Origin of the sequence: Limnohabitans curvus (assembly GCF_003063475.1) — a bacterium.
Lineage (GTDB): Bacteria > Pseudomonadota > Gammaproteobacteria > Burkholderiales > Burkholderiaceae_C > Limnohabitans > Limnohabitans curvus.
Genome location: NZ_NESP01000001.1, coordinates 512,996 through 535,185, shown reverse-complemented (window position 1 = coordinate 535,185; position 22,190 = coordinate 512,996). Strand labels below are relative to the sequence as shown.

Here is a 22,190-nt window from a genome sequence, read left to right as displayed (position 1 = left end):
AATGTCGGTTCTCACCAATGAGTTGACCTTGGGCGACTTGCTCAAGTATGAGGAAGAGTCCCTCTATTCCCGCGACCAAGTCACAGTCGCTGCAGGCCAGAACTTGCGCATCGGCACGGTCCTCGGACGCGTTGATGCCAACGGCAAGGTCAAAGCACTCGACCCCGCTGCCACCGATGGCACGCAAATCGCCACGGCTGTTTTGTTGCAGTCCGTGGATGCCACCACAGGCGACAAGTCCAGCGGCATCGCTGCGACACGCCAAGCCATCGTCGCGCACCACGCCCTCGTGTGGCCCGTCGCCATCACCGCCGAAGAAAAAGCGACTGCCACTGCGCAGCTCGAAGCCGTCGGCATTCTCGTTCGTCAAGGAGTCTAAGCAATGAACAATCCTTTCCAGTCCCCCGCGTTCTCAATGACCGCATTGACCGCCGCGATCAACATCTTGCCCAATCAGTTCGGCAAGATTGAACAGATCAACCTCATGCCTGCCAAGCCTGTGCGTTTTCGCCAGATTGCCATTGAAGAGCGTGATGGCGTGTTGAACCTCTTGCCCACATTGCCTGTGGGTGCCCCCGGTACGGTGGGCCAGCGCAGCCGTCGCAAGTTGCGTTCGTTCATGATTCCTCACATCCCACACGACGATGTGGTGTTACCCGAGGAAATTCAAGGTCTGCGCGCTTTTGGTTCTGAGACAGACACCGAGACCGTGGCCAATGTGATGACCGATCACTTGCAGTCCATGCGCAACAAGCATGCGATCACTTTGGAGCACTTGCGCATGGGCGCTCTCAAAGGCGTCATCTTGGATGCGGATGGTTCCGTGCTGTACGACTTGTTTGAAGAGTTCCAGATCACGCCTGCCGTGTTCAATTTCGAACTCAACAAGAAGGACACGGACGTCAAGAAAAAGTGTCTGGACCTGAAGCGCTACTTTGAGCTCAACCTCAAAGGCGAGTACATGACCAATGTGCGTGTGCTGGTGTCTTCGGACTTCTTCGATGCGCTCACCAGTCACCCCAATGTGATCCGTGCATATCAGCTCACCCAAGAGAGCGCCATGTTGCGCACGGACCAACGCTCTGGTTTCACCTTTGCAGGTGTGACCTTTGAAGAGTACTTGGGCCAAGCGACGGACATGTCGGGCAATCTGCGCCGCTTCATTGAGCCCGGCGAAGGTCAGGCGTTCCCTGAGGGCACGCTCGATACCTTTGCCACGTACTTCGCACCCGCCGACTTCAATGAGACGGTCAACACATTGGGCCAGCCGCTGTATGCCAAGCAAGAGCCGCGTGACTTCGGTCGCGGTACGGACTTGCACACGCAGAGCAACCCGTTGCCCATGTGCCATCGTCCGAGCTTGTTGGTCAAAGTCTTAGCCAGCTGAGGGGGTAGTTGATGAGTCGAGATCCTTTCGTTCAGCTCATCTCTCGGTTGTTTCTTCGCTTGGGGACCCCCGCTGTGTACATCACACAAGCGGGGGTCTCCCTCGATGTGCGAGTGATCGCCAAAGCGCCCGATGCAGTTCAAAACTTCGGTCAAACCCATCTGGTGGTTGATACCCAGCGTTTTGAGTTGATGGCATCCGAGGTCAAACAGCCAAGAGAAGGGGACCGATTGGTGTTGGGTGGGACGCGCTATGTCCTTCATGGGGAGCCGCTCATTGACCGTGAGCGGCTCGTCTGGACGGTGAGTGCGTCTATCTGGCCGGAGGATTGACCGTGTCTTCACGACTCGTTGCTGCGCTCAGTGGCAATCTGCAAAAACTCATGGCCGCTGAACTCAAAGCGGCCAGACATGCGGTGACCACAGGTGTGCGTGACGCCACCGAGGGCCTCAAAGGTGAGCTGCGCAGTCAGATCACTGGTGCAGGTCTTGGCGCGCGCCTTGCCAATACGTGGCGAGGTGAGGTGTATCCCAAGGGGCGTGAGAGTCTGGGCGCTGCAGGTTTGGTTTACAGCCGAGCGCCTGTGGTTGTGGCTGCCCATGACGAGGGAGCGTTGATTCGATCGAAGAACGGGTTTTGGCTCTCCATTCCATTGCCTGCGGCTGGCACGGGTCCACGCGGCAAACGCATCACACCGGGGCTTTGGGAGCGCATACGCGGCCAGAGACTTCGATTTGTCTACCGAGCGGGTAAGCCGTCACTCTTGGTGGCGGACAACCAACGTGCAAAAGCAGGCAAGCGGGGTGGTTTCACAAGCGCTTCTGCTTCGGCGCAGCAGTCGGGCAAGGGGCTGGTCAGTGTGCCGATTTTTTTGTTGGTGCCTCAGGCTCAGCTTAAGAAGAAGTTCGATATCAATTCAGCCGTTCAACGCTGGGAATCCCAGCTCATACAAAACGTTATCTCCAACTGGCCCGATGAATGAGGGCAGGAGTTGATTTACAGGAGCAGGCCATGGGCCTGTTTTTTATGTCCAAACGTGAAGAAGCCGTCGGGGCTTTGTTTCAGTTGTTGGGGCAGTTGCCCCTTGGTGGCAATGTCCCTAAGCGCAACAGTGCGCTGCCCGAGCGCATGACAGAGCACGCCATGGTGGTGCTGCGTGATGGCGACATGAATGAAGTCGAGGTGATGCTCTCGCCACTGACCTATCAGTGGGAGCACTCAGCCAATCTGGAGGTGTACGTGAGTCACCCCGATGGCGCGGAGCGAGACGCACGCATGGATGCGTTGCTCAAGCAGTTTTCTGCACTTGTCAGGGCAGACCGAACTTTGGGCGGCGTTGTGGAGTTCATCGAAATTCATCCCCCGAAGTTCGAAGACGTCGCACCCGATGGTGCGGTGGGCATCAAGGCCTGCACCTTGGATGTGGTGATGCATTACGCAAGCAGCGATCCGCTGGCTTGAATCTTTTTGAAACTGGAGAATAACTATGGCCCGTGCCTATGGCGCAAATGCCAGCTTGCTGGCTGCATTCGAACCTTCCTACGGAACGCACCCCAGTGGCACGACCGAGTACTGGAAGCTCCCCTTTGTGTCCACCTCATTGGGGTCTGAACAAGGCCTTATTGCCAATGACCTGATTGGACTAGGACGAGACCCTAGCGCACCCATTCGCGATGTCATCAAGGTCGAGGGCGACATGGTGGTCCCGATCGACTTGCGCAATTTTGGCTTGTGGCTCAAGGCGTTGCTGGGAGCTCCTGTTTCTACAGGCGATGTGGATTATCAGCACACCTTTGGGTCGGGGCAGCCTGTCTTGCCAAGTCTTGCGCTTGAGACGGGCTTGCCTGATATCCCGGCGTACTTTGAGTCGTCGGGCGTGATGGTCAACTCCGTTCAGGTCAAGTTCGCGCGCTCAGGTGCAGCGGATGCGACTCTGGGTTTGATCGCGCAAGGGGAAGTCAAGCAACTGGTGACAGTGGATGCAACGCCGCAAGCCTTAGGCATCACGCGGTTTAACCAGTTCCAAGGTTCGATCAAAAAGAATGGACAGGCGCTTGGCAACGTGGTCGCGGCGCAGCTCACCTATTCAAACAACCTAGCCCGCATAGAAACCATTCGTTCTGACGGAAAAATCGAAGGGGCTGATCCAACGGTTGCCAGTCTGACCGGAAACCTTGAGGTTCGGTTTGCGGACACCGACCTCATCGATGCGGCGACCAACAACGCACCGCTTGAGTTGACGTTCAGCTACGTCATTGATGCCACGAAGAGTTTGACCTTCATCGCGCATGAGGTGTACCTGCCAAAGCCCAAGCTCTCCATCTCTGGGCCTGGTGGCATTCAGGCCACCTTCAACTGGCAAGCCGCCAAGAACACCGCCGCAGGTCGGATGTTCACGGTCATTCTTCATAACGACGTGGCTAGCTATTGAGCCACTCCAAGAGATTCATTTCCATGCTGAAACTCAACTTAAAACGTGAGCCGTATTGGCTCGACTTGAACCATGGCGTACGCGTCAAGGTCAAACCCGCCACCACGGCGCTGGTCATGGCTGCGCGCCATGCGGCATCTGTCATCGATGGCAAAGACCATGCAGCAGCGGGGCAACGCACCGCGACGTTGATCACCGAACTTGCCAAGTTAGCAGTGCTCGCTTGGGAAGGTGTGGGTGATGAAAAGGGTAAGGCCACACCTGTGACCTCAGAGGGCATTGAAGCCTTGATGGAGCTGTGGCCTGTGGCCGATGCATTTGAACGTGAGTATCTGGCAGCGCTTTATTTGCTGGATGCAGAAAAAAACGTCTGAAGGCTCGCACCGAATGGCACTTCGGTGGCGGGCCCATGTACTGCAAAGCGTGCCCGACAACCTGCCCTGAGTGTCCGTACCGATTGAATGCGCCTCAGACCGAAGAAGGCTGGCAGGCGCTGTCGGTACTTGAAGTCTGTGCGGCTCAGCTTCGCATGGCTCAAAACACAGTCATTGGATTGGACTTCAACGCATGGAGGCATGCCAGTGAGGTTTTGGATGCTGATGTCAGTGCTATGTCGCAGCTTTTCCCAGCGATTGAAGCTGGTATCACGGCAGCCATGAATTCTTCAAGCAACGTATCAACAGCAGGTAACTGACATGGCTGAACGCAATCTCGCAATTCGACTCTCGGTGGTGGATGGCGGCAAGGTCAAGGCTGAGTTGTCTGATGTGGGCGAAGCCGGGGAGAAATCCCTCAAGCGTATTGAATCAGCTTCCCACCCCGCATCGTCGGGTTTACAGATCGTCTCCAAAGCTGCCAACGATGCATTCGCCCAAATGGAGGATGCAACGTCGCGTCTTGGCATGCTCGGTACCGTGCTGGGCAAACTCGGGCCCGCAGGTTTGATCGCTGGAGCATCCATCGCAGCCGCAGGCTACGGTATGCACCAGTTGATCGTGCCCGTGGCTGAGGTGGGCGAAGAACTTAACAAGTTGTCTCAAAAAACGGCTGTGTCCGTGGAGGCTTTGTCTGCGCTGCTATATGCGTCCGAGTTGTCGGACGTGAGCACGGAGAGTTTGACCAAGGCCTTGAAGTTCTTGTCGACCGCCATGTTTGACGCGAAAGTCAAAGGCGGCGAGGGCAGCGCAGCGTTACGCGCGTTTGGCATCTCTGCTGTGGATGCGCATAACCAGATTCGCCCGACTGAAGAAGTCTTGCTTGATCTGGCTGACAAGTTCTCTGCCATGCCTGACAGCGCCGAAAAGGCAGCATTGGCTGTGAAGCTTTTTGGCAAGAATGGTTTGGACATGATCCCGATGCTCAACCAAGGGCGTGAGGGCATTACGGCCATGATGGAAGAGGCCAAGCGCTTAGGTTTGGTGATGTCGGCAGATGCAGCCCGTGCATCAGAAGAGTTCAACGACAACCTCAAGCGACTGCACGCGGTCAACGAAGGTGTGCAGCGCCAAATTGGTTCAGCCTTCATTCCAATCTTGGCTGACCTGACTGAGCATCTCTTCATTGCTAAGACGGAGACTGGCGGTTTTAGCAGTGAGCTCATTGCTATCAGCAACAACCGCCAGCAAGTCCTCAACTACCTTGAAGACGTTGCCAAGGGGCTGGGCTTCATCGCCGAATCGGCAGTGCTGGCCAAGCGGGTGATCTCTCAGCCATTCGACAGTTTGTCGGTTGTGAGCAAGGACGTAGAGACTTGGATGAAGAGCGACATGCTGCGTTCGATGAAGTCCATGGGCTACAACGAACAGCAGATTGATGCAGAGATTGCCAAGCTGCAAAGCGCCCGTGACAAGTTTGTCGAATCTGCCAATGACCGGCTGGCACGTATCAATGAGAACCCGGGCTATGTGAACTCCATTGAGAAGTTCTTCGACGAGCAACGTAGAACCGTTCGGGTGATGGGACAGAAGTTTGTCCTTGATACAGCTGAGCAAGCTGCACAGGTCCAAAAGATCTATGACGAGTTCTTGCCAAAGATGCCCAGAAAGGCCCCCACGGGGATGGACCTCTCGGGTTTCGATAAGAACAACGAGGGCTTGCAATTCTTAAAGCAACTCGAGCAACGCTCACTGCGTGTGACGGGGGGTGAAGCCGCTGAGCTCAGAGCCAAAGCGCTGGACTTGGAGAAGAAGGGCTATGCGGGTGTTCGGGCTGAGGCCGAGAAGTACATCCAGGTCATTGAGGCCATGGAGAAACAAAAGGTCTCGGACAAGAAGTTCGATGAGTACGAGAAAGAGCTCCAAAAGGTCTATCAGATCACCGAAGGCTACATCGGCAACAACCGACTCAAACAAGAGGAGCTGGTACTCAAGCGTCAGATGCTTGATGTGGGTGAGGTCGAACGCGCGGGCATGCAAGTGCGCTTCGATTTGGAGAAAGCGGCCTACGCTGCGCGTAAGCAAGCGGATCAAATCACTGATCCGGGGCTTAAGGCCGAAGCCATCGAACTCATCAACCACGCGCTTTCTCGCCAGTTACCTGTGATTGTGGATTTGGCCCGTGCCAATGCGGAGTACCAACGCAGCTTTGATTACGGCATGCGCTCATCTGTTCGCAGCTATGTGGAAGATTCCACCAACGCTGCCAAGCAAGCTGAGCGGGCGGTGACTTCTGCTTTCAAGGGCATGGAGGATGCGCTGGTTCAGTTCGTGACCACGGGCAAGCTCGACTTCAGTAGCTTGGCCAACTCCATCATTGCTGACTTGGTGCGCATTCAGATCCAGCGCATGGTCACTTTGCCATTGGCTGGCTGGTTGGGAGGTTTTGGTTCAACACCTACGCCTGCACCCGGCGGCAGCATCGTTCCAATCGGGGCGACTGACCTAGTGAATCCCTTGGTCGCAGTGGCGCACACGGGTGGCTTGATTGGTTCGGACAGTTTGGCTTCTCGGTCTGTTGGGCTTCACAACTTCGCAGGTGCCACCCGCTATCACACAGGTGGTTTGGTCGATGGTGAGGTGCCCATCATTGCCCAGCCTGGCGAGGCTGTGTTCACGCCGGGGCAGATGCGCGCGCTGGGTGGGGCTCTCAATACCAAAAACCAACCCCAAGTGCGTGTTGCTGTGAACGTGATCAACAACGCTTCGGGCGTTGATGCACGAGTGCAGTCCTCACAACAAGCGGATGGTTCCATGCGTCTAGACATCATCGTTGAGCAAATTGAAGCCCGCATGTCCCGATCGATTGGTCAGGGCACGGGTATCGCGCCAACGCTTGAGCGTCGCTATGGCCTCAACCCTGCCGCAGGAGCAATGCGATGACCAGTAGTTATCCACAGTTCCCGGTGGAGAGGATCCCACTTCCTTCGGTGGATGGTTACACCATTTCACCCGGTGAGGCTGTCATTCGTACGGATATGGAATCGGGCGCAGCTAGATCGCGGCGACGGTTTAGTCAAACACCTGCGCGGGTGAGTGTTCGCTGGAACCTGCGGCCCCTGATCTATGCAATTTTTGAATCTTGGTTCAAGCACGAAATCCTTGATGGCGCTGAGTGGTTCGAGTTGCCATTGCTTGCGGGCATTGGCATGGCCACGACACAAGCGCGTTTTACGAAGGCCTATCAAGCCAAGCTGGTGCGGCGCAACCAATGGGAAGTCAGCGGTGAGCTGGAGATCCGAAATCGTCCTGTCCTGACCCGTGACGCGCTTGGAGTTCTTGTGAACTCTGACTTTGAAGCCTTGGAGCTTTCTATCGACTCGCTCGAATACCTCGTCCAACACCAACTGCCCTCAGAACCCTGGTAACTCAGGTCTGGGGGCTTTCTTTTGAGCCCCCATGAACCTGCAAGAACGCTTAGAAGCCACAGTCAACAAGGCCGAGGTCGATGTGTCTTTGTTACACCAAGTGGTGCACGGAGACAGCCAGACGGATGTTGTCACCGAGGGTGGTCTTGTCAAAACGGTGGCCAAGGCCATCCATCAGGTTGAACTTGATTTGGTGGCGTCCCGCACAGAGCTCACAGCTCAGGTGGGGGAGGCCACAAGGCAAGCTGGCATTTCCACGAGCAGTGCCAATCTCTCTACTTCCAAAGCAGCGGACGCGGCAGCAACGCTGACAGAGGTCAAGGCTAGGGCAGATGCGGCAACCAGTGCCGTGGTGATTCCCACCAAGACGTGGGTGGGAAACGGGACTCAGACAGACTTCGCGCTTGACTATGCGGTGGGTCATCCCGGTGCATTGCAAGTCACTGTGGCCAGTGTGTTGCAAACACCCGTGGATGCCTATTCGCTTTTTGATTCCAGAACGCTGAGGTTTGTGACAGCCCCCTTGAATGGGGTGAGCATCACCGCGCGGATGCTGGATAAAGAGAGCCAGACCGGTGCCGCCGCAGCTATGGATTGGGCGACCAAGACCACGGGGCCTGTGCAGGGCTCTGAGTATTCGGCGAAATACCAAGCGCAGGCAGCGGCCAGCAGTGCAAGCGCATCTAGTGCTTCAGCTTCTGCGGCTGCAACGAGTGCTTCAGCCTCTGCAACTTCCGCCTCCACATCTAGTACCAAAGCCAGTGACGCGGCTACGTCTGCGGGCAATGCAGCAGCTTTAGCTGCAACTGCAACGACACAAGCCAGTGCGGCTACTGGTTCTGCCAATAGTGCGGCTACATCAGCCACTGCTGCTGCCAGCTCCGCGACCACTGCAGCGTTTAAAGCCACCGATGCATCTAGCAGTGCATCGAATGCTTCGAGTTCAGCGAGTGCAGCTGCGACGAGTGCCAATACCGCGCAAGACTGGGCGACCAAAACAAGTGCGCCTGTCAGTGGCACTGATTACTCGGCCAAGTATTACGCCCAGTCCATCACGGCATCTGCGGCAACTGCCAGTCAAAAAGCGAGTGATGCGGCGACGAGTGCCACGGCTGCGGCAGGCTCGGCCACTACTTCTACGACCAAAGCCTCAGAGAGTGCTGCTTCCGCTGGTAGTGCGGCATCGTCAGCGACAACGGCAACGACGCAGGCCACTGCGGCGGCGACATCTGCCACCAACGCAGCATCTTCTGCAAGTGCTGCCTCAGGTTCTGCAAGTACTGCCAGTACCAAAGCAAGTGAAGCGTCTGCAAGTGCCACGGCTGCTGCAAGCTCTGCAACCAATGCAGGTTCTAGTGCAACGAGCGCTGCTGCATCCGCGAGTGCGGCAACAGGTTCTGCGACGATGGCAACGACCAAGGCCTCGGAGGCTTTGGCCAGTGCAAATGCTTCGGCATCCTCTGCGAGTGCTGCTTCAACCAGCGCAACAAGTGCAGCGAGTTCTCTGTCTTCCGCTCAAACGCAAGCCACCAAAGCAGCGGATTGGGCGGAGAAGACAGCGACCACGGTTGACGGAACGGGTTACTCAGCCAAGTACTGGGCAGCGCAAGCGGCAGGTTCTGCCGCAGCGGTGACCACCAACACCATCATTCCTGCTGAGACTTTCACGGGCAATGGTGTGGCGACGGACTTCGCGATCACTCGCGGAGTTTCTTATCCCGGTGCTTTGTTGGTCACGGTCGCGGGAGTGCAACAAGCACCAGTGGATGCGTACACCACGCCCACAACGACCACGCTTCGATTCAGCTCAGCGCCGGGCAATGGTGTTCTCATCAGTGTTCGGTATTTGGATAAAGAAGCTCAGTCGGGTGCCGCTGCTGCACAAGAGTGGGCAACGAAGACGACTGGCACGGTCTCAGGCTCGACGGAGTACTCAGCGAAATACCACGCAGGCGCAGCCGCTGCGAGTAGTGCTGTGGCAACCCAAAAGGCATCGGATGCTTCTGGGTCTGCGACTTCTGCTGCAGCCTCAGCCACGACGGCCACGACCAAGGCATCTGACGCTTCTGCTTCTGCCACTGCGGCTGCGAGCTCGGCGACAACAGCCACTACCAAAGCAGTTGAAGCAGCGGCGTCGGCAACGAGTGCCGCCTCGTCTGCGTCTGCTGCTGCGACTTCCGCAACCGCATCAGCTGCCTCTGCTGCAACGGCGACGACCAAAGCTTCTGATGCAGCAACGTCTGCGGCGACAGCCATAACTAAGGCAACAGAGGCCAGTAGCTCCGCAACTGGTGCTGCAAGTTCAGCAAGTGCAGCGAGTACGTCTGCTTCTCAGGCATCGACCTCGGCCACCAATGCTGCAACAAGTGCCACTGCTTCTTCCACCTCGGCAACCAATGCCCAGACCTATGCCACGCAGGCACAAGCTGCGGCAGCCAGTGCGCAAGGTTCGAGCGTTGCGCCGCAGGTGTTCACTGGAAACGGCAGTGCCACTGACTTTTCCCTCACCACGGCAGCGGCGAGTGTGACCAAGCTCATGGTGACCGTGGCCAATGTCATTCAAGACTCGTTGGACGCGTATGTGTTGGTCAATAGCGGTGCCACCTTGAGATTCACCTCTGCGCCCTTAAACGGGGTACGCATTGTTGTTCGTTATCTGTAGCGCATTCATTTGAAAGGAGGCCTGTGTGCCTATTACCCAAATTCCACCCGAGGGCCTGAAAGACTCGGGTGTATCTGCAGGAACCTATGGGTCTGCTTCGCAAATTCCCGTGGTGACGGTCAACAGCAAAGGCCAAGTGACCTCAGCAGGAACAGCAGCGCTGGACTTGTCGACCAAGATCAACAAGGCAGGCGACACGATGACAGGAACGTTGTCTGTTCCGCGTCTACAAGTCGCCTCCACGGCGAACTACATCGACATGGTCGATACGGACTGGGGCACGCGTTCGTTTCATCACAACCAGGGGCTCATGGGATTTTTGAAATCCGATGGCAACTGGGACATGTACATGAACAACGGTGGCCAGATGTGGACGGCTAACTACGGCTGGTTGCATGACTGCTTTTTCAGCAACGTGAGCAACTGCGTTCGCGTGAATAACAACCCATCTTCTGGTTGGCAAGGTGCCCCCAATTGCCAAATCACTGATAACTGTTACAACTGCGGGGATCAAGCTCCGTACAACTACTACAACTTGATCACCTTGTTTGATAACGGTGGCAACTTGCGGCTCGGCGCCTATGGGACTCGGTACAACTGCAATTGCGATTGCAATTGCTGCTAAGAGGTGAAAACATGAAACTTCACCTGACAACAAAAAACACACCCTTTGCGCTGGATGTCACCTTAGATGGTTCAGTGCTCTCGTTTCGAATTCGAAATGTCATGCAGCGAGAGTTTGTGGGTGATCCAACACAAGACCATGACAGCGGTGGCAAGTTCTTTGATGAATCACTGATCACCGAGTGGCGGGGAGATTGGGGTATTTTTGATGAAGGCGCCTACCAGCGCTCTCTGGACTTGGAAAAGCTCAAATCACATGCTGAGTTTGGCGACCATGCTTCTTTCATGTTGTACGCCCCCAAGGGCTGGGCATCAGAGGGTGCGCGTGAAAGTCTCTTTGATCACACGCCCAATCTGTATGTCGCTACCTTGGCGAGCAAGATGGATGCGCAGGCTTATCACGCCACAGTTGTTCAGGCTCACCCAATTGGCCACATCTTGGTGCCATTCAAAACATCGGAATTCACAGACTGGCTGCTTGGTTTCAATGTGTTCGATCCTGCGCTCGTCAAAACAGAAGGGGACTTGGATACCGAGCCTTGTGTGACATTGGCTTTGGCACGCATGGAGTCTTTACCTGTGGTTCGGTTCACACCCAGTGTTGAATCGGGTGAGGGGCTGATTGTCAATTTCAGACTGGAAGAGTCAGATGGCCAGCCCATTACCCATCACGAAGCGGAGATCTATTTGGATTCAACCGCTGGTTTCTTGCGCGACCGTCGCGTGATGACTGTTGAAGGGGCGGGTAGCACTGTTTTCAAAACAGATGGTCTGAGCTCTGGCGCCGAAGTCAAGATCAAAGTCGGCTTCAAGTACTTCAGTGGTACGGATGACTTGGTTGTGAGCGTCCCATGATCCTTGACCTTTTCCCTATTAAAACAGGGATCTGGTCACTTGGAATGGATGCGGCGTTTGATCAGGGGCTCTATGAAGAGCTCTTGCAATTGAACGCGAGCATGCAAACAGGCGATCAGATCTGGGAACGCAAGGACCACAACATCTTTGACGGACATTCACCGCGCTGCCAGACGTTGCAGACGGTAGTTTTGTCCAAGGTGCAGGAACTGCTTGGCCCAAGCGGGCGATTGATTCATGTGCAAGGGCGAGAGGTTGTTCGTTCTAGCGGCGTCGAAATCATGCCGCACAACGACGAAGACGAATGTGATGTGCAGGCCATCTACTTTCCGTTCGGCCCCGAGCTTGACGCGTCGCTTGGCTTGATGCCGCAGATCAATCAGTTCGCACCCAATGGCTTCGCCATTTGTAACCCCGCCTGGCGCTCGTCCGGGTTTGCTGGGTTGCTCATGCCTTGGGAGTCTCCATCCAAGTTCTGGATCAAACCTCATCGCGGTCTGTTGATCGCCTTTGATGCCAGAGCGATTCATTTTCAGAAACCCTACTTTGGGGAGCAACCGTTCATGAACATTCTTTTCAATATCAAAGTGGAGCGCATCCATGGCTGAGTTCCGTATCTATGTGATCAAGCCAGACGGCGCAGAAGACTCGCTGGTCTACAACAACCAGACTTCGAGTCTTGTTTGGAGCAATGGTCAGTCGGTCGTTCCAGTCAAAGCACGCGCTTGGCGTGATGCGACGGTTGTTGCCAAAGATCAACCTGGTCGCAAAGGTAATGTCCGAGTGCTCAAGATCAGCCTTGGCCTGCTTTGCAATTACGCCTGCACTTACTGCTCACAACGGTTTGTGCCGCATGCCGATCAAACGAATCCAGAAAATGTTGATGCATTTCTTCACTCTCTTGTCGATGCGCTGATTGAACCTCCAGAGCGCATTGAGTTTTGGGGAGGCGAACCACTGGTTTACTGGAAGACCTTAAAACCGCTGGCTGAGCGCTTGAGGGCGTTGACTGTGATTGTCCAAAAATCTTTGTATTTCATTTATATCAGAGGGCAAACCTAGCTGAAGAAAGAGCTCCGAAAATCGGTGGTAATTTGAATTCATTTCATGGTTCCCATTTTCTCAAATCATTCATAGGGCGTATCTATCTAAACCCACAAGGTTGCTTGAGAGTAAGAGATCATTATGTTTGTGCGTGGCTGTTACAAAGATGATGCGTAGATTATATTTTTGTAACCTAAGGGGCCAGTACCAGCTTGACTGAACTCAGCTCCATGTGTGCAGAGAGGCGGGCATAATCGTTAATGAAAGAGAACACCATTTTCGCCGGTGCGTCTAATGAGGTTATCGCTTCGCAATGGAAACGATAGAGGCCCACCGTCAATTACTACGCCTCAAGCGAAGAGCGTTCCCGATCACAGATGCCGAACTGAAGCTCATAGCAAGAGCTGCGATTAACGGAGACAGCAGCCACCCAGTCCAAGGGTACAAAACTCCAGCTGCAACAGGAATCCCCATTCCGTTGTAAAGAAAGGCGAACATCAAGTTTTGCTTCATGTTGCGCACAGTATCTTGTGAAAGCTTTCGAGCGACGGCAATACCGCGCAAGTCGCCCTTCACGAGGGTTACCTGAGCGCTGTTCATAGCAACGTCAGTACCAGTTCCCATAGCTATACCAACATCAGCCTTAGCTAGTGCAGGTGCGTCATTGATTCCATCGCCTGCCATTGCTACGACGCGCCCTTGCTTTTGCAGCTGCTCCACCAGCGCAAGCTTGTCAGCTGGCTTGACTTCTCCATGTACCTCGTCAATTCCAAGCCGAGCGCCAACGGAGCGAGCTGTGGTCAGACCATCGCCTGTTGCCATGACAATGCGCAGACCTGCCGCCTTCAGAGTTGCCAAGGCCTCAGGCGTGCTTGCCTTAATTGGATCAGACACTGCCAATAATCCCATCAACTGTCCATCGATGGCCAGATGCATCACGCTAGCCCCCTCTGCGCGAAGCGCCTCTGCCTGTGTTACCAATGAATGAACAGACACGCCAAGCTGATCCATCAAGGCTGTATTGCCTAATGCCAGCTGCCGACCGCCTACTTGACCACGCACTCCGATACCAGATCCCGACTCGAAGTTCTCGGGTTTCTCTAAAGACAAATTGCGTTCATGCGCAGCTCTAACGATGGCATCCGCCAGTGGATGCTCACTGCCTTGGTCTAAGCTGGCCGCAAGTCTTAGTACTTCGACGTCATCGAAACCTGATGCTGCGATAGCGCGGTCGAAAGCTGGCTTGCCTTCCGTTAGCGTTCCAGTCTTATCGATGATCAGAGTATCAATTTTTCTCAAGTTCTCAATGGCTGCTGCATCTCGAAAAAGCACCCCATGTGTCGCCCCACGACCAGTGGCGACCATGATAGACATTGGTGTGGCTAGACCTAAAGCGCAGGGGCAAGCGATGATCAAAACAGCCACAGCATTTATCAAGCCGTAGACCCAGCTTGGTTCTGGGCCGAAAACCCCCCACCCCAAAAATGTTAGGACTGATAAAGAAACAACAGCCATCACGAACCAGCCCGCCACGAGGTCAGCCATACGTTGCATAGGAGCCTTGGAGCGCTGTGCTTGAGCAACCATTTGTACGATCTGCGCCAACATAGTGGCCGAGCCGACCTTTTCTGATTGCATGACGAGTGCACCGTTGGTATTCAACGTCGCACCAATCACCTTATCACCAACTCGCTTAGATACTGGCACCGGTTCACCAGTCAGCATAGCCTCATCCACGGCGCTGCCGCCCTCCATGACTACACCATCTACTGGTACTTTTTCACCTGGACGGATGCGCAATAAATCGCCAACATGAACATGGGTCAACGGCACGTCCTCTTCAGTTCCATCGGGTTTGATTCGACGGGCGGTCTTGGGAGCAAGACCGAGGAGTGACTTAATGGCGGCAGAAGTTTGTGATCGTGCCTTTAGCTCTAGGACCTGACCTAAAAGGGTAAGAGAGATGATGACCGCCGTTGCTTCAAAATAGACGGCGACTCGTCCCATTGAGATGAATGATTCTGGAAAAACCTGAGGAGTGACCGTTGCGACCACGCTGTACATAAATGCAGCGCCGGTTCCTAAGCCAATCAGAGTCCACATGTTCGGACTGCGGTTCACAACGGATTGGAATCCGCGAGAGAAAAACGGCCATCCTGCCCATAACACTATTGGCAGTGAGAGCGCCATTTCTACCCAGCTTTGCACTGACATATCGAACCAGTTCAGCCGGTGACCTACCATCGCCAAAAATGTCACGATGACTGTCAGAGGAAGCGTCCACCAGAAGCGCCGCTGAAAGTCCTGTAGTTCTGGGTTTTCATCCTCCTCCAACTCGGGTATCAACGGCTCTAGCGTCATTCCACACTTAGGGCAATTGCCAGGATGGTCTTGCCGAATTTCAGGATGCATAGGACAGGTGTAGATCGCTCCTGCAGCCGTTGGTGATGGATTCACATTTTTAGTGTGCTCTCCCATGTACTGCATAGGATTTGCATCAAACTTTGTTTTGCATTTGGTACTGCAAAAATAAAATGTACCTCCCATGTGTGCTGAATGGTGTTTTGAATCTTCAGTGACTGTCATTCCACATACAGGGTCTTTCAAACTAGCAGACTCGAGGCTGCTGACGCTTGGATCTCGCTGTGAGTTCCCATGATCATGTGAGTGAATGTGGTCATGCGAATATCCGTGCTCGTCGTGTTGATGTGTGCTCATAATATTCTTGAAAAAGGTGTTAGGTCAGCATGACGGGGGCGTCAGATAGTTCGTTGGCAGACTTATCTTTTGAAGGAAAGTGATGGCCGATCACGCTAGCGAGCGCTTCAATTCCTTTCAACGCACCTTTCTCAAATTCAGACTTTGCAAAATTACTCTGCATGTCCTGACAAATGGTTAACCATGATTTCTCACCCGCCTTGGCATGAATGCCTCTGTCTGCAACGATCTCAACTGCGTGGTCTGCAAGTAAGACGTAAATCAATACGCCGTTGTTGCGTTCGGTGTCCCAGACTCGCATTTGAGAGAAGACTTCAATGGCGCGTTCGCGCGATGATTGACCTTTTAATAAATGAAGACTATTCAGGCTACCTTCTATGGCGAAACGAATCTCACCGTCATGAAGCTGTTCACTTTCATGAATGGCATTTTCTATTGCGTAAAGAGTTTTTTGGCTAAAGGCGCGACGCGTTTGCCAATCAGTGAAGAGCAAATGCTCAAGGATGCGTTTTGCATTCATAGTTACCACCTTCCCGAGGCGCCGCCACCGCCGAAACCGCCACCACCTCCTCGGAATCCCCCTCCGCCCGAACCATGTCGACCCGCTCCTGACATCCCGCCTAAGCCATGCAACACCGTTGCTGCGCCAATCAGAGTGGCGAACATGGCCGTAACACCTGCAAAAATGGAGAGGAGCAAGGAACCGACCACCAACCATGCAAGTCCTGTTACTACAGCGCCGGTGATCAGCGATCCACTAATTTTTCCGAACATATTACGTAGTACGCCACCAAGGCTTAACGACAATATGAACAGAAAAGGTAAGAATTGTCTAATGTTCGGGTCGCTACTTCTAGATTGCTTTTGCGGGGGCGGCAACGGCTCACCATCAACAACTCCAATAATTTGCTCAACTCCCGATTGAAGTCCGCCATAGAAATCTCCCTGCTTGAAACGGGGCACAATAAACTCAGTAATGATGCGTTTACTGACAATGTCTGAGAGTGCGCCTTCAAGGCCATAACCTACTTCAATACGCAACGTACGGTCATCCTTGGCTACTACCAAAACAACTCCGTCGTCCACCTTTTGTCGCCCCAGCTTCCATTGCTCAGCAACCCGCAGAGCATATTGCTCAATGCCTTCTGGTTGTGTTGTTGGAATTATCAGAACAGCCAATTGACTGCCATTTCGTGCTTCGAAAGCAGTCAGTAACTGTTCGAGTGTGGATTTTTGCTCTGTCGTAAGCGTACCTGTTTGATCGGTCACATGACCTACCAGAGGCGGTACTGCCACCTGTGCATTTGAAATACACGGAACGATTAGCGCAAGTGTGAGTCCGATGGCAGCGCACCAGCGCTTCATTGCGCCTTTAAAGATCATTTATTGACACCAGGTGCGGTGCTCAGAGGTGGAACAGGCGCATTGTCGAAACTCACAGCAGGCGGTTTAGAAATTTCTTTCTCGTTTTCGACTGTGAAATTAGCTTTCTCTTTGTAACCAAAAACCATAGCAGTAAGGTTCGATGGAAAGGACCGTACTGTCACGTTGTATTCCTGTACCGATTTGATATACCGATTACGCGCGACTGTGATGCGATTTTCTGTTCCTTCCAACTGCGCCTGCAGATCTCTGAATGCTTGGTTCGCTTTTAAATTTGGGTAGCTTTCTGACACAACCAATAAACGCGACAGCGCTCCAGTTAATTGACCTTGCGCCTGCTGAAACTTTTGAAACGCTGCGGGGTCATTGATCAGTTCAGGAGTAGCCTGAACAGACGTGGCCTTGGATCTCGCCTCAACAACCTTAGTAAGTGTGTCTTGCTCAAACTTAGTTTCTCCTTTGACGGTGCTTACTAAATTAGGAACTAGATCAGATCGACGTTGGTATTGATTCAATACTTCCGCCCAACTGGCTTTGATTTGCTCGTCTGTTGTCTGGAAAGTGTTATAGCCACAGCCTGTCAAGCTAAGAGACACGACAGACATAATCAGGATTAAAAGTTTGCGCATTTTGTTCCCTTGAAGTAAACGAGAAGTATCCGACTTAGCCGCAGCAACAGCCGCCGCCTTTAGTTGTCTGACGGCTATGGAAAGCACCACTCTGAATCGGCTGCTCAGACACCACATCTGTTGCGATAGTGGCTGTGTAGTCTTCTTTCGCCAGGGCAGCAATCAATAGCTCACCTCTAACTTGCAAGTCGCCATCTACACGAGCACGTCCGTTTGCAAGATCTACCTCCACATGGTCAACACCAGGAACGGCACCTAATGCTTGTTTGACATGCTTTACGCATTTTCCACAAGTCATGCCTTCGATTTTCAATTCAAGGGTGTTCATTTGCGCCTCCTTCGGAGTTGGATAGATGTTGCTGAACAATAGGCAGGTCGACAGGTTCTAGGGTTTTGATGCAGAAGTTGGCTGGCTGAGATATGGGAAAAAACGTGGTGTTTTTTCCGCATAACGTTCATAGATTTCACCAAATTGAGTTCGCATCTCAGCCTCCTCAGTTACCGCCAGACGACCATACATAAGCAGCAAAATTGGGAACATGGCGAGGGTCAACAATGTGGGCCATTGCAGGAGGAATCCAAGCAAAATCATGACGAAAGCAACATATTGGGGATGTCGAATGCGCGCATAAGGCCCCGCAGTTGCAAGAGAGTTTCGACGTTGGGCGTGATAAAGCACATTCCATGCGGCTGATAACAAGTAGAAGCCATATCCGAGGAAGATGTAACTAGCAATATGTAGGGCCCCAAAGTGGGGATCTCCTTTTTCACCAAGTAGCGTAGACCACAAGTGGCCTGAGTTGTGTGACAGTAGATCAAGACTAGGGAAGCGAGTTTGCAGCCAACCTGACAACAAATAAATCGTCAGGGGAAATCCATACATTTCAACAAACAAGGCTACAACAAATGCAGCAAACGCCCCGAAGGTTCGCCAGTCTCGTCCAGTATTTGGTTTAAAGAAACTGAAGGCAAACATGATGAAGATCGCCGAATTCAGGATTACCAATGACCATAGGCCGTAAGCTGATTCTGTATGGCTCATGATGGCTCTCCTGATTTCTTAGAGTCTGAATTATTTTGTGCATCCGAATTGTTGTGACCATGATGATGGCCATGCCCTCCATGCATGAAAACATGCATCAATGGACAAGCCAGCAACAGTAAAAACGGCAATGCACCCACGACGTGCGCCAAATGTTCTGTTAACAAAAAGTAAGCTGCTACACCGCCGATAACCAACAGTCCGATGGCGTAGCGTGAAGACCAATAGCTAGGTGGGGAGTCTTGCCCCTCGTGTTGGTGTGTCATGAAAACTCCCCTGTGTTGAACGGATTACTTAACTGGTGCGGAAGGCGTACGATCAATCATCATTTGCATCATGGACTCCATCATGTCCATTCGCTTTTCCATCATTTGTTGGCGATCGGCCATATTGCCGGTCATAGCCTTGCCGCCTTGCATGCCGCCCATTTCCTTCATCATGCCCATGCCATCCTGCATCATCTTCATATGTTCAGCCATCAATGCTTGACGCTCCTCTGGCGTTTTGGCAGATGCCATCTTTTCATGCATCGCTTGCATGGCTTTCATTTGCTTATCCATCGATGACATCTTGTCAGCACTCATGGAATTGGAGGGCGATTTCTTGATAGTTACAGCGGGTGAAGCTATCCCCGCTGGGTGGTGATCTTTATGCTCATCGGCGTTTTGAGCCATCGACGCCATCGAGGCGGTAGCCACACAAAGTCCAATTAGAGAGTTGCGAATGTTGAGCATGATTTTCTCCTTACCAAGTTTGAAAATAGCCACTTGCGCAAACCTGTTGATTGCTTAGGTAGCACCACACGTCGATCAAACGTGTTCTTACTGAACTGGCTGGATGTCAGTAACGATCATCTTGCCACCTTCATTGATCACCACAAACTTAATTTTTTCGCCCGGCTTGATGCTGGTCAATAAACTCTTATCTTTAGCAGTAAATACCATTGTCATTCCCGGCATATCCATATGTTTGATTTCGCCGTGTTTGATCGTGACCTTGCCAGTTTCGAGATCAATTTTCTTGACCTCCCCGTCGGTTAAAGACGGCGTCATTTGCGACATGTTCATCTTGCTGTGATCCATGGCAGCTTGGGAAAAACTGCTTAAGGGAAGAACCGCACCAATGGTCAACAGTGAAATTGCAATTTTCGTTTGAATGTTTTTCATATTTTCCTCATGAGTAAGAGTTAAAAACTTTTGATGATCCGTCTTTTTGGATTAGCAAGACTTGATACGCGTCGCGCCTTGCGCCGTAGACAGTACCGTCCATTCCAGGAGATCCGATAGGCATACCCGGAACGGCAAGACCTAACGCTTGTGGTTTTTCTTTGAGTAAACGTTGAATGTCTACGGCTGGCACATGCCCCTCAATCACATATCCACCGACCAGAGCCGTATGACATGAAGCGAACTTTTGAGGCATACCCAGCTGAGCCCGCGCTGCGTTGTTACCTTGATCGTGTACTTTCAAAGAAAAATTATTCTTTTCTAAATGAGCAATCCAGTCTTTGCAGCAGCCACAGTTAGGGTCTTTCCAGACTTGTATAGCTATAGCGTTTGGGCTGGCTGCAATGGCAATTGAGGACGAGCACATTGAAGTTATCCCCAACAATAGCAACCGCCTCATTGAATTTTTTGAACTGTTTTTTTTAGTCATTTCAGAAGCCCTTTCCTGTAATGAAATTACTTCTTGCCAACCTTAATCGCACCCTTCATCCCAGCTTCGTAGTGACCTGGCATCAAGCAGGCAAAATTTACGGTTCCAGTCTTCGTGAATTGCCAAACGATTTCGCCTTGCTGTCCTGGAGATAGTGTCACTTTGCTAGGTTCGTCATGTTCCATATCGGGGAATTTTTTCATCTGCTCCAGATGCTCAAGCAATTCCTTTTGCGTTCCTAAACTCAATTCATGTTTAACTTGACCATTGTTTTTGACGATGAAGCGCACTGTTTCACCCTGCTTCACTTGAATATCAGCAGGCGTGTAGCGCATGTTGTCCGTCATAACGACAGTTACGGTGCGATTTGCTTTTGAAACTACTCCGGGTTTTCCGATCGCCGTTTCTTCGTTGTCGTGGCTATGTCCGCCCGCATGATTACCTCCAGCAAAAGCAGCTCCAGAAAGGAACAGTGCTGAAAGTGCAATAAATTTATGAATGGTTGTGTATTTCATCTGCTTTCTCCGGTTTCAATTTTCAAACTAGTGGTCTTTGTGTGAAGTGGGCTTACGCACCTGAACTTCCGTGGGTTGGGCCGATTTCTGAATACGCGGCATAGATTGCCCGCCTTCGGCTTTGAACCGAGCTGGCTCAGTCAGTGGTCCGCTGTATTCATGCGCCACAGTACCTTTAGGGTGCTTGTACCAACCTGGGTCTTTATAGTCACCAGGCTTTTGATCTTTGCGTACCTTCAAAACACTGAACATCCCGCCCATCTCAACAGATCCAAAGGGGCCCTCACCGGTCATCATTGGTGCAGTGTTGTCTGGAATAGGCATCTCCATTTCTGTCATATCTGCCATGCCTCTCTCCCCCATGACCATATAGTCAGGGATCAGTTTGTTGATCTTTTTTGCGATGCCAGTGTGATCGACCCCTATCAAGGTAGGTACGGCGTGCCCCATGGCGTTCATTGTGTGGTGGCTCTTGTGGCAGTGAAATGCCCAATCGCCTTCCTCGTCAGCGACGAACTCAATCTGTCGCATCTGTCCGACGGCAATGTCCGTCGTAACCTCTGGCCAACGAGTACTTTTTGGGGTGGGTCCCCCATCTGTGCCTGTGATAGTAAATTCATGACCATGTACGTGAATCGGATGATTTGTCATCGTCAGATTTCCAACACGAATTCGCACCTTGTCGTTTAAGCGCACGTTGAGCGTGTCAATGCCTGGGAATATTCGACTGTTCCATGACCAAAGGTTGAAATCAAGCATGGTCATGATCTTGGGGGTGTAGCTTCCAGGGTCAATGTCGTAGGCGTTGAGCAAAAAGCAGAAGTCCCGCTGTACTTCGTCAATCAAGGGGTTCTTTTCCTTTGGGTGGGTGACCCAAAAGCCCATCATCCCCATGGCCATCTGCACCATTTCATCGGCATGAGGGTGATACATGAACGTGCCCGGACGTCTGGCTACAAACTCGTAAACGAAGGTCTTTCCCGGTGCGATTGCGGGTTGATTCAGGCCTGCTACACCATCCATACCATTGGGCAGTCGCTGACCATGCCAATGTATGCTGGTGTGTTCAGGTAGTTTGTTCGTAACAAAAATCCGAATACGATCACCTTCGACCACTTCGATAGTTGGCCCAGGACTTTGTCCGTTGTAACCCCACAGGTGCGCCTTGAATCCTGGTGCCATCTCGCGCACCACCGGCTCCGCAACTAAATGGAACTCCTTGACTCCTTGGTTCATGCGCCAGGGCAAAGTCCAGCCATTGAGTGTGACGACTGGGTTATAAGGCCGACCACTGCTCGGCACTAAAGGCGCCATGGTTTGAGGAGATGTCTGGATAACAGGCTCTGGCAAAGCTGCCATGGCGACTCGACTCACGGCAGTGGCCGCTACAGCGCCACCCGCAATGCCTGCATATTTGAAAAACTCTCTTCTGGATGTCATTA

Annotated in this window: 27 protein-coding genes; 14 read left to right on the top strand and 13 right to left on the bottom strand. The window is 52.7% G+C overall.

All coding sequences use genetic code 11. The features are described from left to right. Nucleotide 1: 1 nt before the first annotated feature. The 14 genes from B9Z44_RS02560 (at nt 2) to B9Z44_RS02480 (ending at nt 12,369) form a co-directional block, all read left to right on the top strand. A complete protein-coding gene (locus B9Z44_RS02560) occupies nt 2–379 on the top strand; it encodes a head decoration protein (protein ID WP_108360338.1) in 378 nt (125 codons plus the stop codon). Nucleotides 380–382: 3 nt separating this feature from the next. Further along, the gene (locus B9Z44_RS02555) at nt 383–1,387 is read left to right on the top strand and encodes a major capsid protein (protein WP_108360337.1); all 1,005 of its coding nucleotides are present in this window, start codon (nt 383–385) and stop codon (nt 1,385–1,387) included. Between the two features lie 11 nt (nt 1,388–1,398). Beyond that, entirely contained in the window at nt 1,399–1,719 is a 321-nt protein-coding gene (locus B9Z44_RS02550; RefSeq protein ID WP_108401636.1) for a head-tail joining protein, read from the top strand. Nucleotides 1,720–1,721: 2 nt separating this feature from the next. Beyond that, complete coding sequence (locus tag B9Z44_RS02545; protein ID WP_245912751.1) at nt 1,722–2,369, top strand: DUF6441 family protein; 648 nt, start codon at nt 1,722–1,724, stop codon at nt 2,367–2,369. Between the two features lie 29 nt (nt 2,370–2,398). Then, nucleotides 2,399–2,848, top strand: a complete 450-nt coding sequence (locus B9Z44_RS02540; protein ID WP_108401635.1) for an acyl-CoA transferase — start codon at nt 2,399–2,401, stop codon at nt 2,846–2,848. Nucleotides 2,849–2,873: 25 nt separating this feature from the next. Further along, complete coding sequence (locus B9Z44_RS15145; protein WP_170108463.1) at nt 2,874–3,818, top strand: phage tail tube protein; 945 nt, start codon at nt 2,874–2,876, stop codon at nt 3,816–3,818. A gap of 23 nt (nt 3,819–3,841) precedes the next feature. Further along, nucleotides 3,842–4,192 carry a hypothetical protein gene (locus B9Z44_RS02525; protein WP_108401632.1) on the top strand — a complete coding sequence of 117 codons (351 nt, stop codon included), beginning with the start codon at nt 3,842–3,844 and terminating at the stop codon, nt 4,190–4,192. Nucleotides 4,193–4,347: 155 nt separating this feature from the next. Beyond that, complete coding sequence (locus B9Z44_RS15140) at nt 4,348–4,512, top strand: DUF7697 family protein (RefSeq protein WP_170108462.1); 165 nt, start codon at nt 4,348–4,350, stop codon at nt 4,510–4,512. A 1-nt stretch (nt 4,513) separates the two neighbouring features. Beyond that, nucleotides 4,514–7,135 carry a phage tail tape measure C-terminal domain-containing protein gene (locus B9Z44_RS02515; RefSeq protein WP_108401630.1) on the top strand — a complete coding sequence of 874 codons (2,622 nt, stop codon included), beginning with the start codon at nt 4,514–4,516 and terminating at the stop codon, nt 7,133–7,135. Then, entirely contained in the window at nt 7,132–7,620 is a 489-nt protein-coding gene (locus B9Z44_RS02510; RefSeq protein WP_146180578.1) for a hypothetical protein, read from the top strand. The genes B9Z44_RS02515 and B9Z44_RS02510 overlap by 4 nt, the downstream gene beginning before the upstream one ends. A 31-nt stretch (nt 7,621–7,651) precedes the next feature. Next, a complete protein-coding gene (locus tag B9Z44_RS15025; RefSeq protein WP_146180577.1) occupies nt 7,652–10,282 on the top strand; it encodes a hypothetical protein in 2,631 nt (876 codons plus the stop codon). Nucleotides 10,283–10,307: 25 nt separating this feature from the next. Next, nucleotides 10,308–10,907, top strand: coding sequence for a hypothetical protein (locus tag B9Z44_RS02490; RefSeq protein WP_108401625.1), 600 nt, complete (start codon nt 10,308–10,310; stop codon nt 10,905–10,907). Between the two features lie 11 nt (nt 10,908–10,918). Beyond that, nucleotides 10,919–11,761, top strand: coding sequence for a hypothetical protein (locus B9Z44_RS02485; RefSeq protein ID WP_108401624.1), 843 nt, complete (start codon nt 10,919–10,921; stop codon nt 11,759–11,761). Beyond that, entirely contained in the window at nt 11,758–12,369 is a 612-nt protein-coding gene (locus B9Z44_RS02480; protein WP_108401623.1) for a hypothetical protein, read from the top strand. Before B9Z44_RS02485 ends, B9Z44_RS02480 begins: the two co-directional genes overlap by 4 nt. Nucleotides 12,370–12,736: 367 nt before the next feature. Here B9Z44_RS02480 and B9Z44_RS02470 read toward each other — a convergent pair whose 3' ends face one another. From B9Z44_RS02470 to B9Z44_RS02410, 13 genes are all read right to left on the bottom strand, one after another. Next, nucleotides 12,737–12,865 carry a DUF2789 family protein gene (locus tag B9Z44_RS02470; RefSeq protein ID WP_108401621.1) on the bottom strand — a complete coding sequence of 43 codons (129 nt, stop codon included), beginning with the start codon at nt 12,863–12,865 and terminating at the stop codon, nt 12,737–12,739. 276 nt (nt 12,866–13,141) lie between these two features. Further along, a complete protein-coding gene (locus B9Z44_RS02465; RefSeq protein ID WP_108401620.1) occupies nt 13,142–15,523 on the bottom strand; it encodes a heavy metal translocating P-type ATPase in 2,382 nt (793 codons plus the stop codon). A 19-nt stretch (nt 15,524–15,542) separates the two neighbouring features. Next, a complete protein-coding gene (locus B9Z44_RS02460) occupies nt 15,543–16,043 on the bottom strand; it encodes a TPM domain-containing protein (RefSeq protein ID WP_108401619.1) in 501 nt (166 codons plus the stop codon). A gap of 2 nt (nt 16,044–16,045) precedes the next feature. Beyond that, nucleotides 16,046–16,906, bottom strand: coding sequence for a TPM domain-containing protein (locus tag B9Z44_RS02455; protein ID WP_245912749.1), 861 nt, complete (start codon nt 16,904–16,906; stop codon nt 16,046–16,048). After that, nucleotides 16,903–17,535, bottom strand: coding sequence for a LemA family protein (locus B9Z44_RS02450; protein ID WP_108401618.1), 633 nt, complete (start codon nt 17,533–17,535; stop codon nt 16,903–16,905). Before B9Z44_RS02450 ends, B9Z44_RS02455 begins: the two co-directional genes overlap by 4 nt. Nucleotides 17,536–17,569: 34 nt before the next feature. After that, nucleotides 17,570–17,863, bottom strand: a complete 294-nt coding sequence (locus B9Z44_RS02445) for a heavy-metal-associated domain-containing protein (RefSeq protein WP_108402777.1) — start codon at nt 17,861–17,863, stop codon at nt 17,570–17,572. Between the two features lie 57 nt (nt 17,864–17,920). After that, entirely contained in the window at nt 17,921–18,577 is a 657-nt protein-coding gene (locus tag B9Z44_RS02440; RefSeq protein WP_108401617.1) for a methyltransferase family protein, read from the bottom strand. Beyond that, the gene (locus tag B9Z44_RS02435) at nt 18,574–18,843 is read right to left on the bottom strand and encodes a DUF2933 domain-containing protein (protein WP_108401616.1); all 270 of its coding nucleotides are present in this window, start codon (nt 18,841–18,843) and stop codon (nt 18,574–18,576) included. The genes B9Z44_RS02440 and B9Z44_RS02435 overlap by 4 nt, the downstream gene beginning before the upstream one ends. 24 nt (nt 18,844–18,867) lie before the next feature. After that, on the bottom strand, nt 18,868–19,311 hold the full coding sequence (locus B9Z44_RS02430) for a hypothetical protein (protein WP_108402776.1): 444 nt from the start codon (nt 19,309–19,311) through the stop codon (nt 18,868–18,870). Between the two features lie 87 nt (nt 19,312–19,398). Then, on the bottom strand, nt 19,399–19,743 hold the full coding sequence (locus B9Z44_RS02425) for a copper-binding protein (protein ID WP_108401615.1): 345 nt from the start codon (nt 19,741–19,743) through the stop codon (nt 19,399–19,401). Nucleotides 19,744–19,750: 7 nt separating this feature from the next. After that, nucleotides 19,751–20,233, bottom strand: coding sequence for a DUF411 domain-containing protein (locus B9Z44_RS02420; protein WP_245912748.1), 483 nt, complete (start codon nt 20,231–20,233; stop codon nt 19,751–19,753). Between the two features lie 26 nt (nt 20,234–20,259). After that, nucleotides 20,260–20,748: a cupredoxin domain-containing protein gene (locus B9Z44_RS02415; RefSeq protein ID WP_108401614.1), complete on the bottom strand. Its 489-nt coding sequence runs from the start codon at nt 20,746–20,748 to the stop codon at nt 20,260–20,262. A gap of 27 nt (nt 20,749–20,775) precedes the next feature. Next, nucleotides 20,776–22,188 (bottom strand): multicopper oxidase family protein, encoded by a 1,413-nt coding sequence (locus B9Z44_RS02410; RefSeq protein ID WP_108402774.1) that lies wholly within the window; start codon nt 22,186–22,188, stop codon nt 20,776–20,778. Nucleotides 22,189–22,190: the final 2 nt, after the last annotated feature.

Bases quoted from the DNA above. Each gene is read 5' to 3' on its own strand.
- B9Z44_RS02445 (WP_108402777.1), bottom strand. From the start codon at position 17,863: ATGAACACCCTTGAATTGAAAATCGAAGGCATGACTTGTGGAAAATGC.
- B9Z44_RS02440 (WP_108401617.1), bottom strand. From the start codon at position 18,577: ATGAGCCATACAGAATCAGCTTACGGCCTATGGTCATTGGTAATCCTG.
- B9Z44_RS02460 (WP_108401619.1), bottom strand. From the start codon at position 16,043: ATGAATGCAAAACGCATCCTTGAGCATTTGCTCTTCACTGATTGGCAA.
- B9Z44_RS02560 (WP_108360338.1), top strand. From the start codon at position 2: ATGTCGGTTCTCACCAATGAGTTGACCTTGGGCGACTTGCTCAAGTAT.
- B9Z44_RS02480 (WP_108401623.1), top strand. From the start codon at position 11,758: ATGATCCTTGACCTTTTCCCTATTAAAACAGGGATCTGGTCACTTGGA.
- B9Z44_RS02415 (WP_108401614.1), bottom strand. From the start codon at position 20,748: ATGAAATACACAACCATTCATAAATTTATTGCACTTTCAGCACTGTTC.
- B9Z44_RS02435 (WP_108401616.1), bottom strand. From the start codon at position 18,843: ATGACACACCAACACGAGGGGCAAGACTCCCCACCTAGCTATTGGTCT.
- B9Z44_RS02425 (WP_108401615.1), bottom strand. From the start codon at position 19,743: ATGAAAAACATTCAAACGAAAATTGCAATTTCACTGTTGACCATTGGT.
- B9Z44_RS15140 (WP_170108462.1), top strand. From the start codon at position 4,348: ATGGCTCAAAACACAGTCATTGGATTGGACTTCAACGCATGGAGGCAT.
- B9Z44_RS02455 (WP_245912749.1), bottom strand. From the start codon at position 16,906: ATGATCTTTAAAGGCGCAATGAAGCGCTGGTGCGCTGCCATCGGACTC.
- B9Z44_RS02430 (WP_108402776.1), bottom strand. From the start codon at position 19,311: ATGCTCAACATTCGCAACTCTCTAATTGGACTTTGTGTGGCTACCGCC.
- B9Z44_RS02465 (WP_108401620.1), bottom strand. From the start codon at position 15,523: ATGAGCACACATCAACACGACGAGCACGGATATTCGCATGACCACATT.
- B9Z44_RS02510 (WP_146180578.1), top strand. From the start codon at position 7,132: ATGACCAGTAGTTATCCACAGTTCCCGGTGGAGAGGATCCCACTTCCT.
- B9Z44_RS02550 (WP_108401636.1), top strand. From the start codon at position 1,399: ATGAGTCGAGATCCTTTCGTTCAGCTCATCTCTCGGTTGTTTCTTCGC.
- B9Z44_RS02420 (WP_245912748.1), bottom strand. From the start codon at position 20,233: ATGACTAAAAAAAACAGTTCAAAAAATTCAATGAGGCGGTTGCTATTG.
- B9Z44_RS02540 (WP_108401635.1), top strand. From the start codon at position 2,399: ATGGGCCTGTTTTTTATGTCCAAACGTGAAGAAGCCGTCGGGGCTTTG.
- B9Z44_RS02555 (WP_108360337.1), top strand. From the start codon at position 383: ATGAACAATCCTTTCCAGTCCCCCGCGTTCTCAATGACCGCATTGACC.
- B9Z44_RS02410 (WP_108402774.1), bottom strand. From the start codon at position 22,188: ATGACATCCAGAAGAGAGTTTTTCAAATATGCAGGCATTGCGGGTGGC.
- B9Z44_RS02470 (WP_108401621.1), bottom strand. From the start codon at position 12,865: ATGAATTCAAATTACCACCGATTTTCGGAGCTCTTTCTTCAGCTAGGT.
- B9Z44_RS02525 (WP_108401632.1), top strand. From the start codon at position 3,842: ATGCTGAAACTCAACTTAAAACGTGAGCCGTATTGGCTCGACTTGAAC.
- B9Z44_RS02450 (WP_108401618.1), bottom strand. From the start codon at position 17,535: ATGCGCAAACTTTTAATCCTGATTATGTCTGTCGTGTCTCTTAGCTTG.
- B9Z44_RS02485 (WP_108401624.1), top strand. From the start codon at position 10,919: ATGAAACTTCACCTGACAACAAAAAACACACCCTTTGCGCTGGATGTC.
- B9Z44_RS15145 (WP_170108463.1), top strand. From the start codon at position 2,874: ATGGCCCGTGCCTATGGCGCAAATGCCAGCTTGCTGGCTGCATTCGAA.
- B9Z44_RS02515 (WP_108401630.1), top strand. From the start codon at position 4,514: ATGGCTGAACGCAATCTCGCAATTCGACTCTCGGTGGTGGATGGCGGC.
- B9Z44_RS15025 (WP_146180577.1), top strand. From the start codon at position 7,652: ATGAACCTGCAAGAACGCTTAGAAGCCACAGTCAACAAGGCCGAGGTC.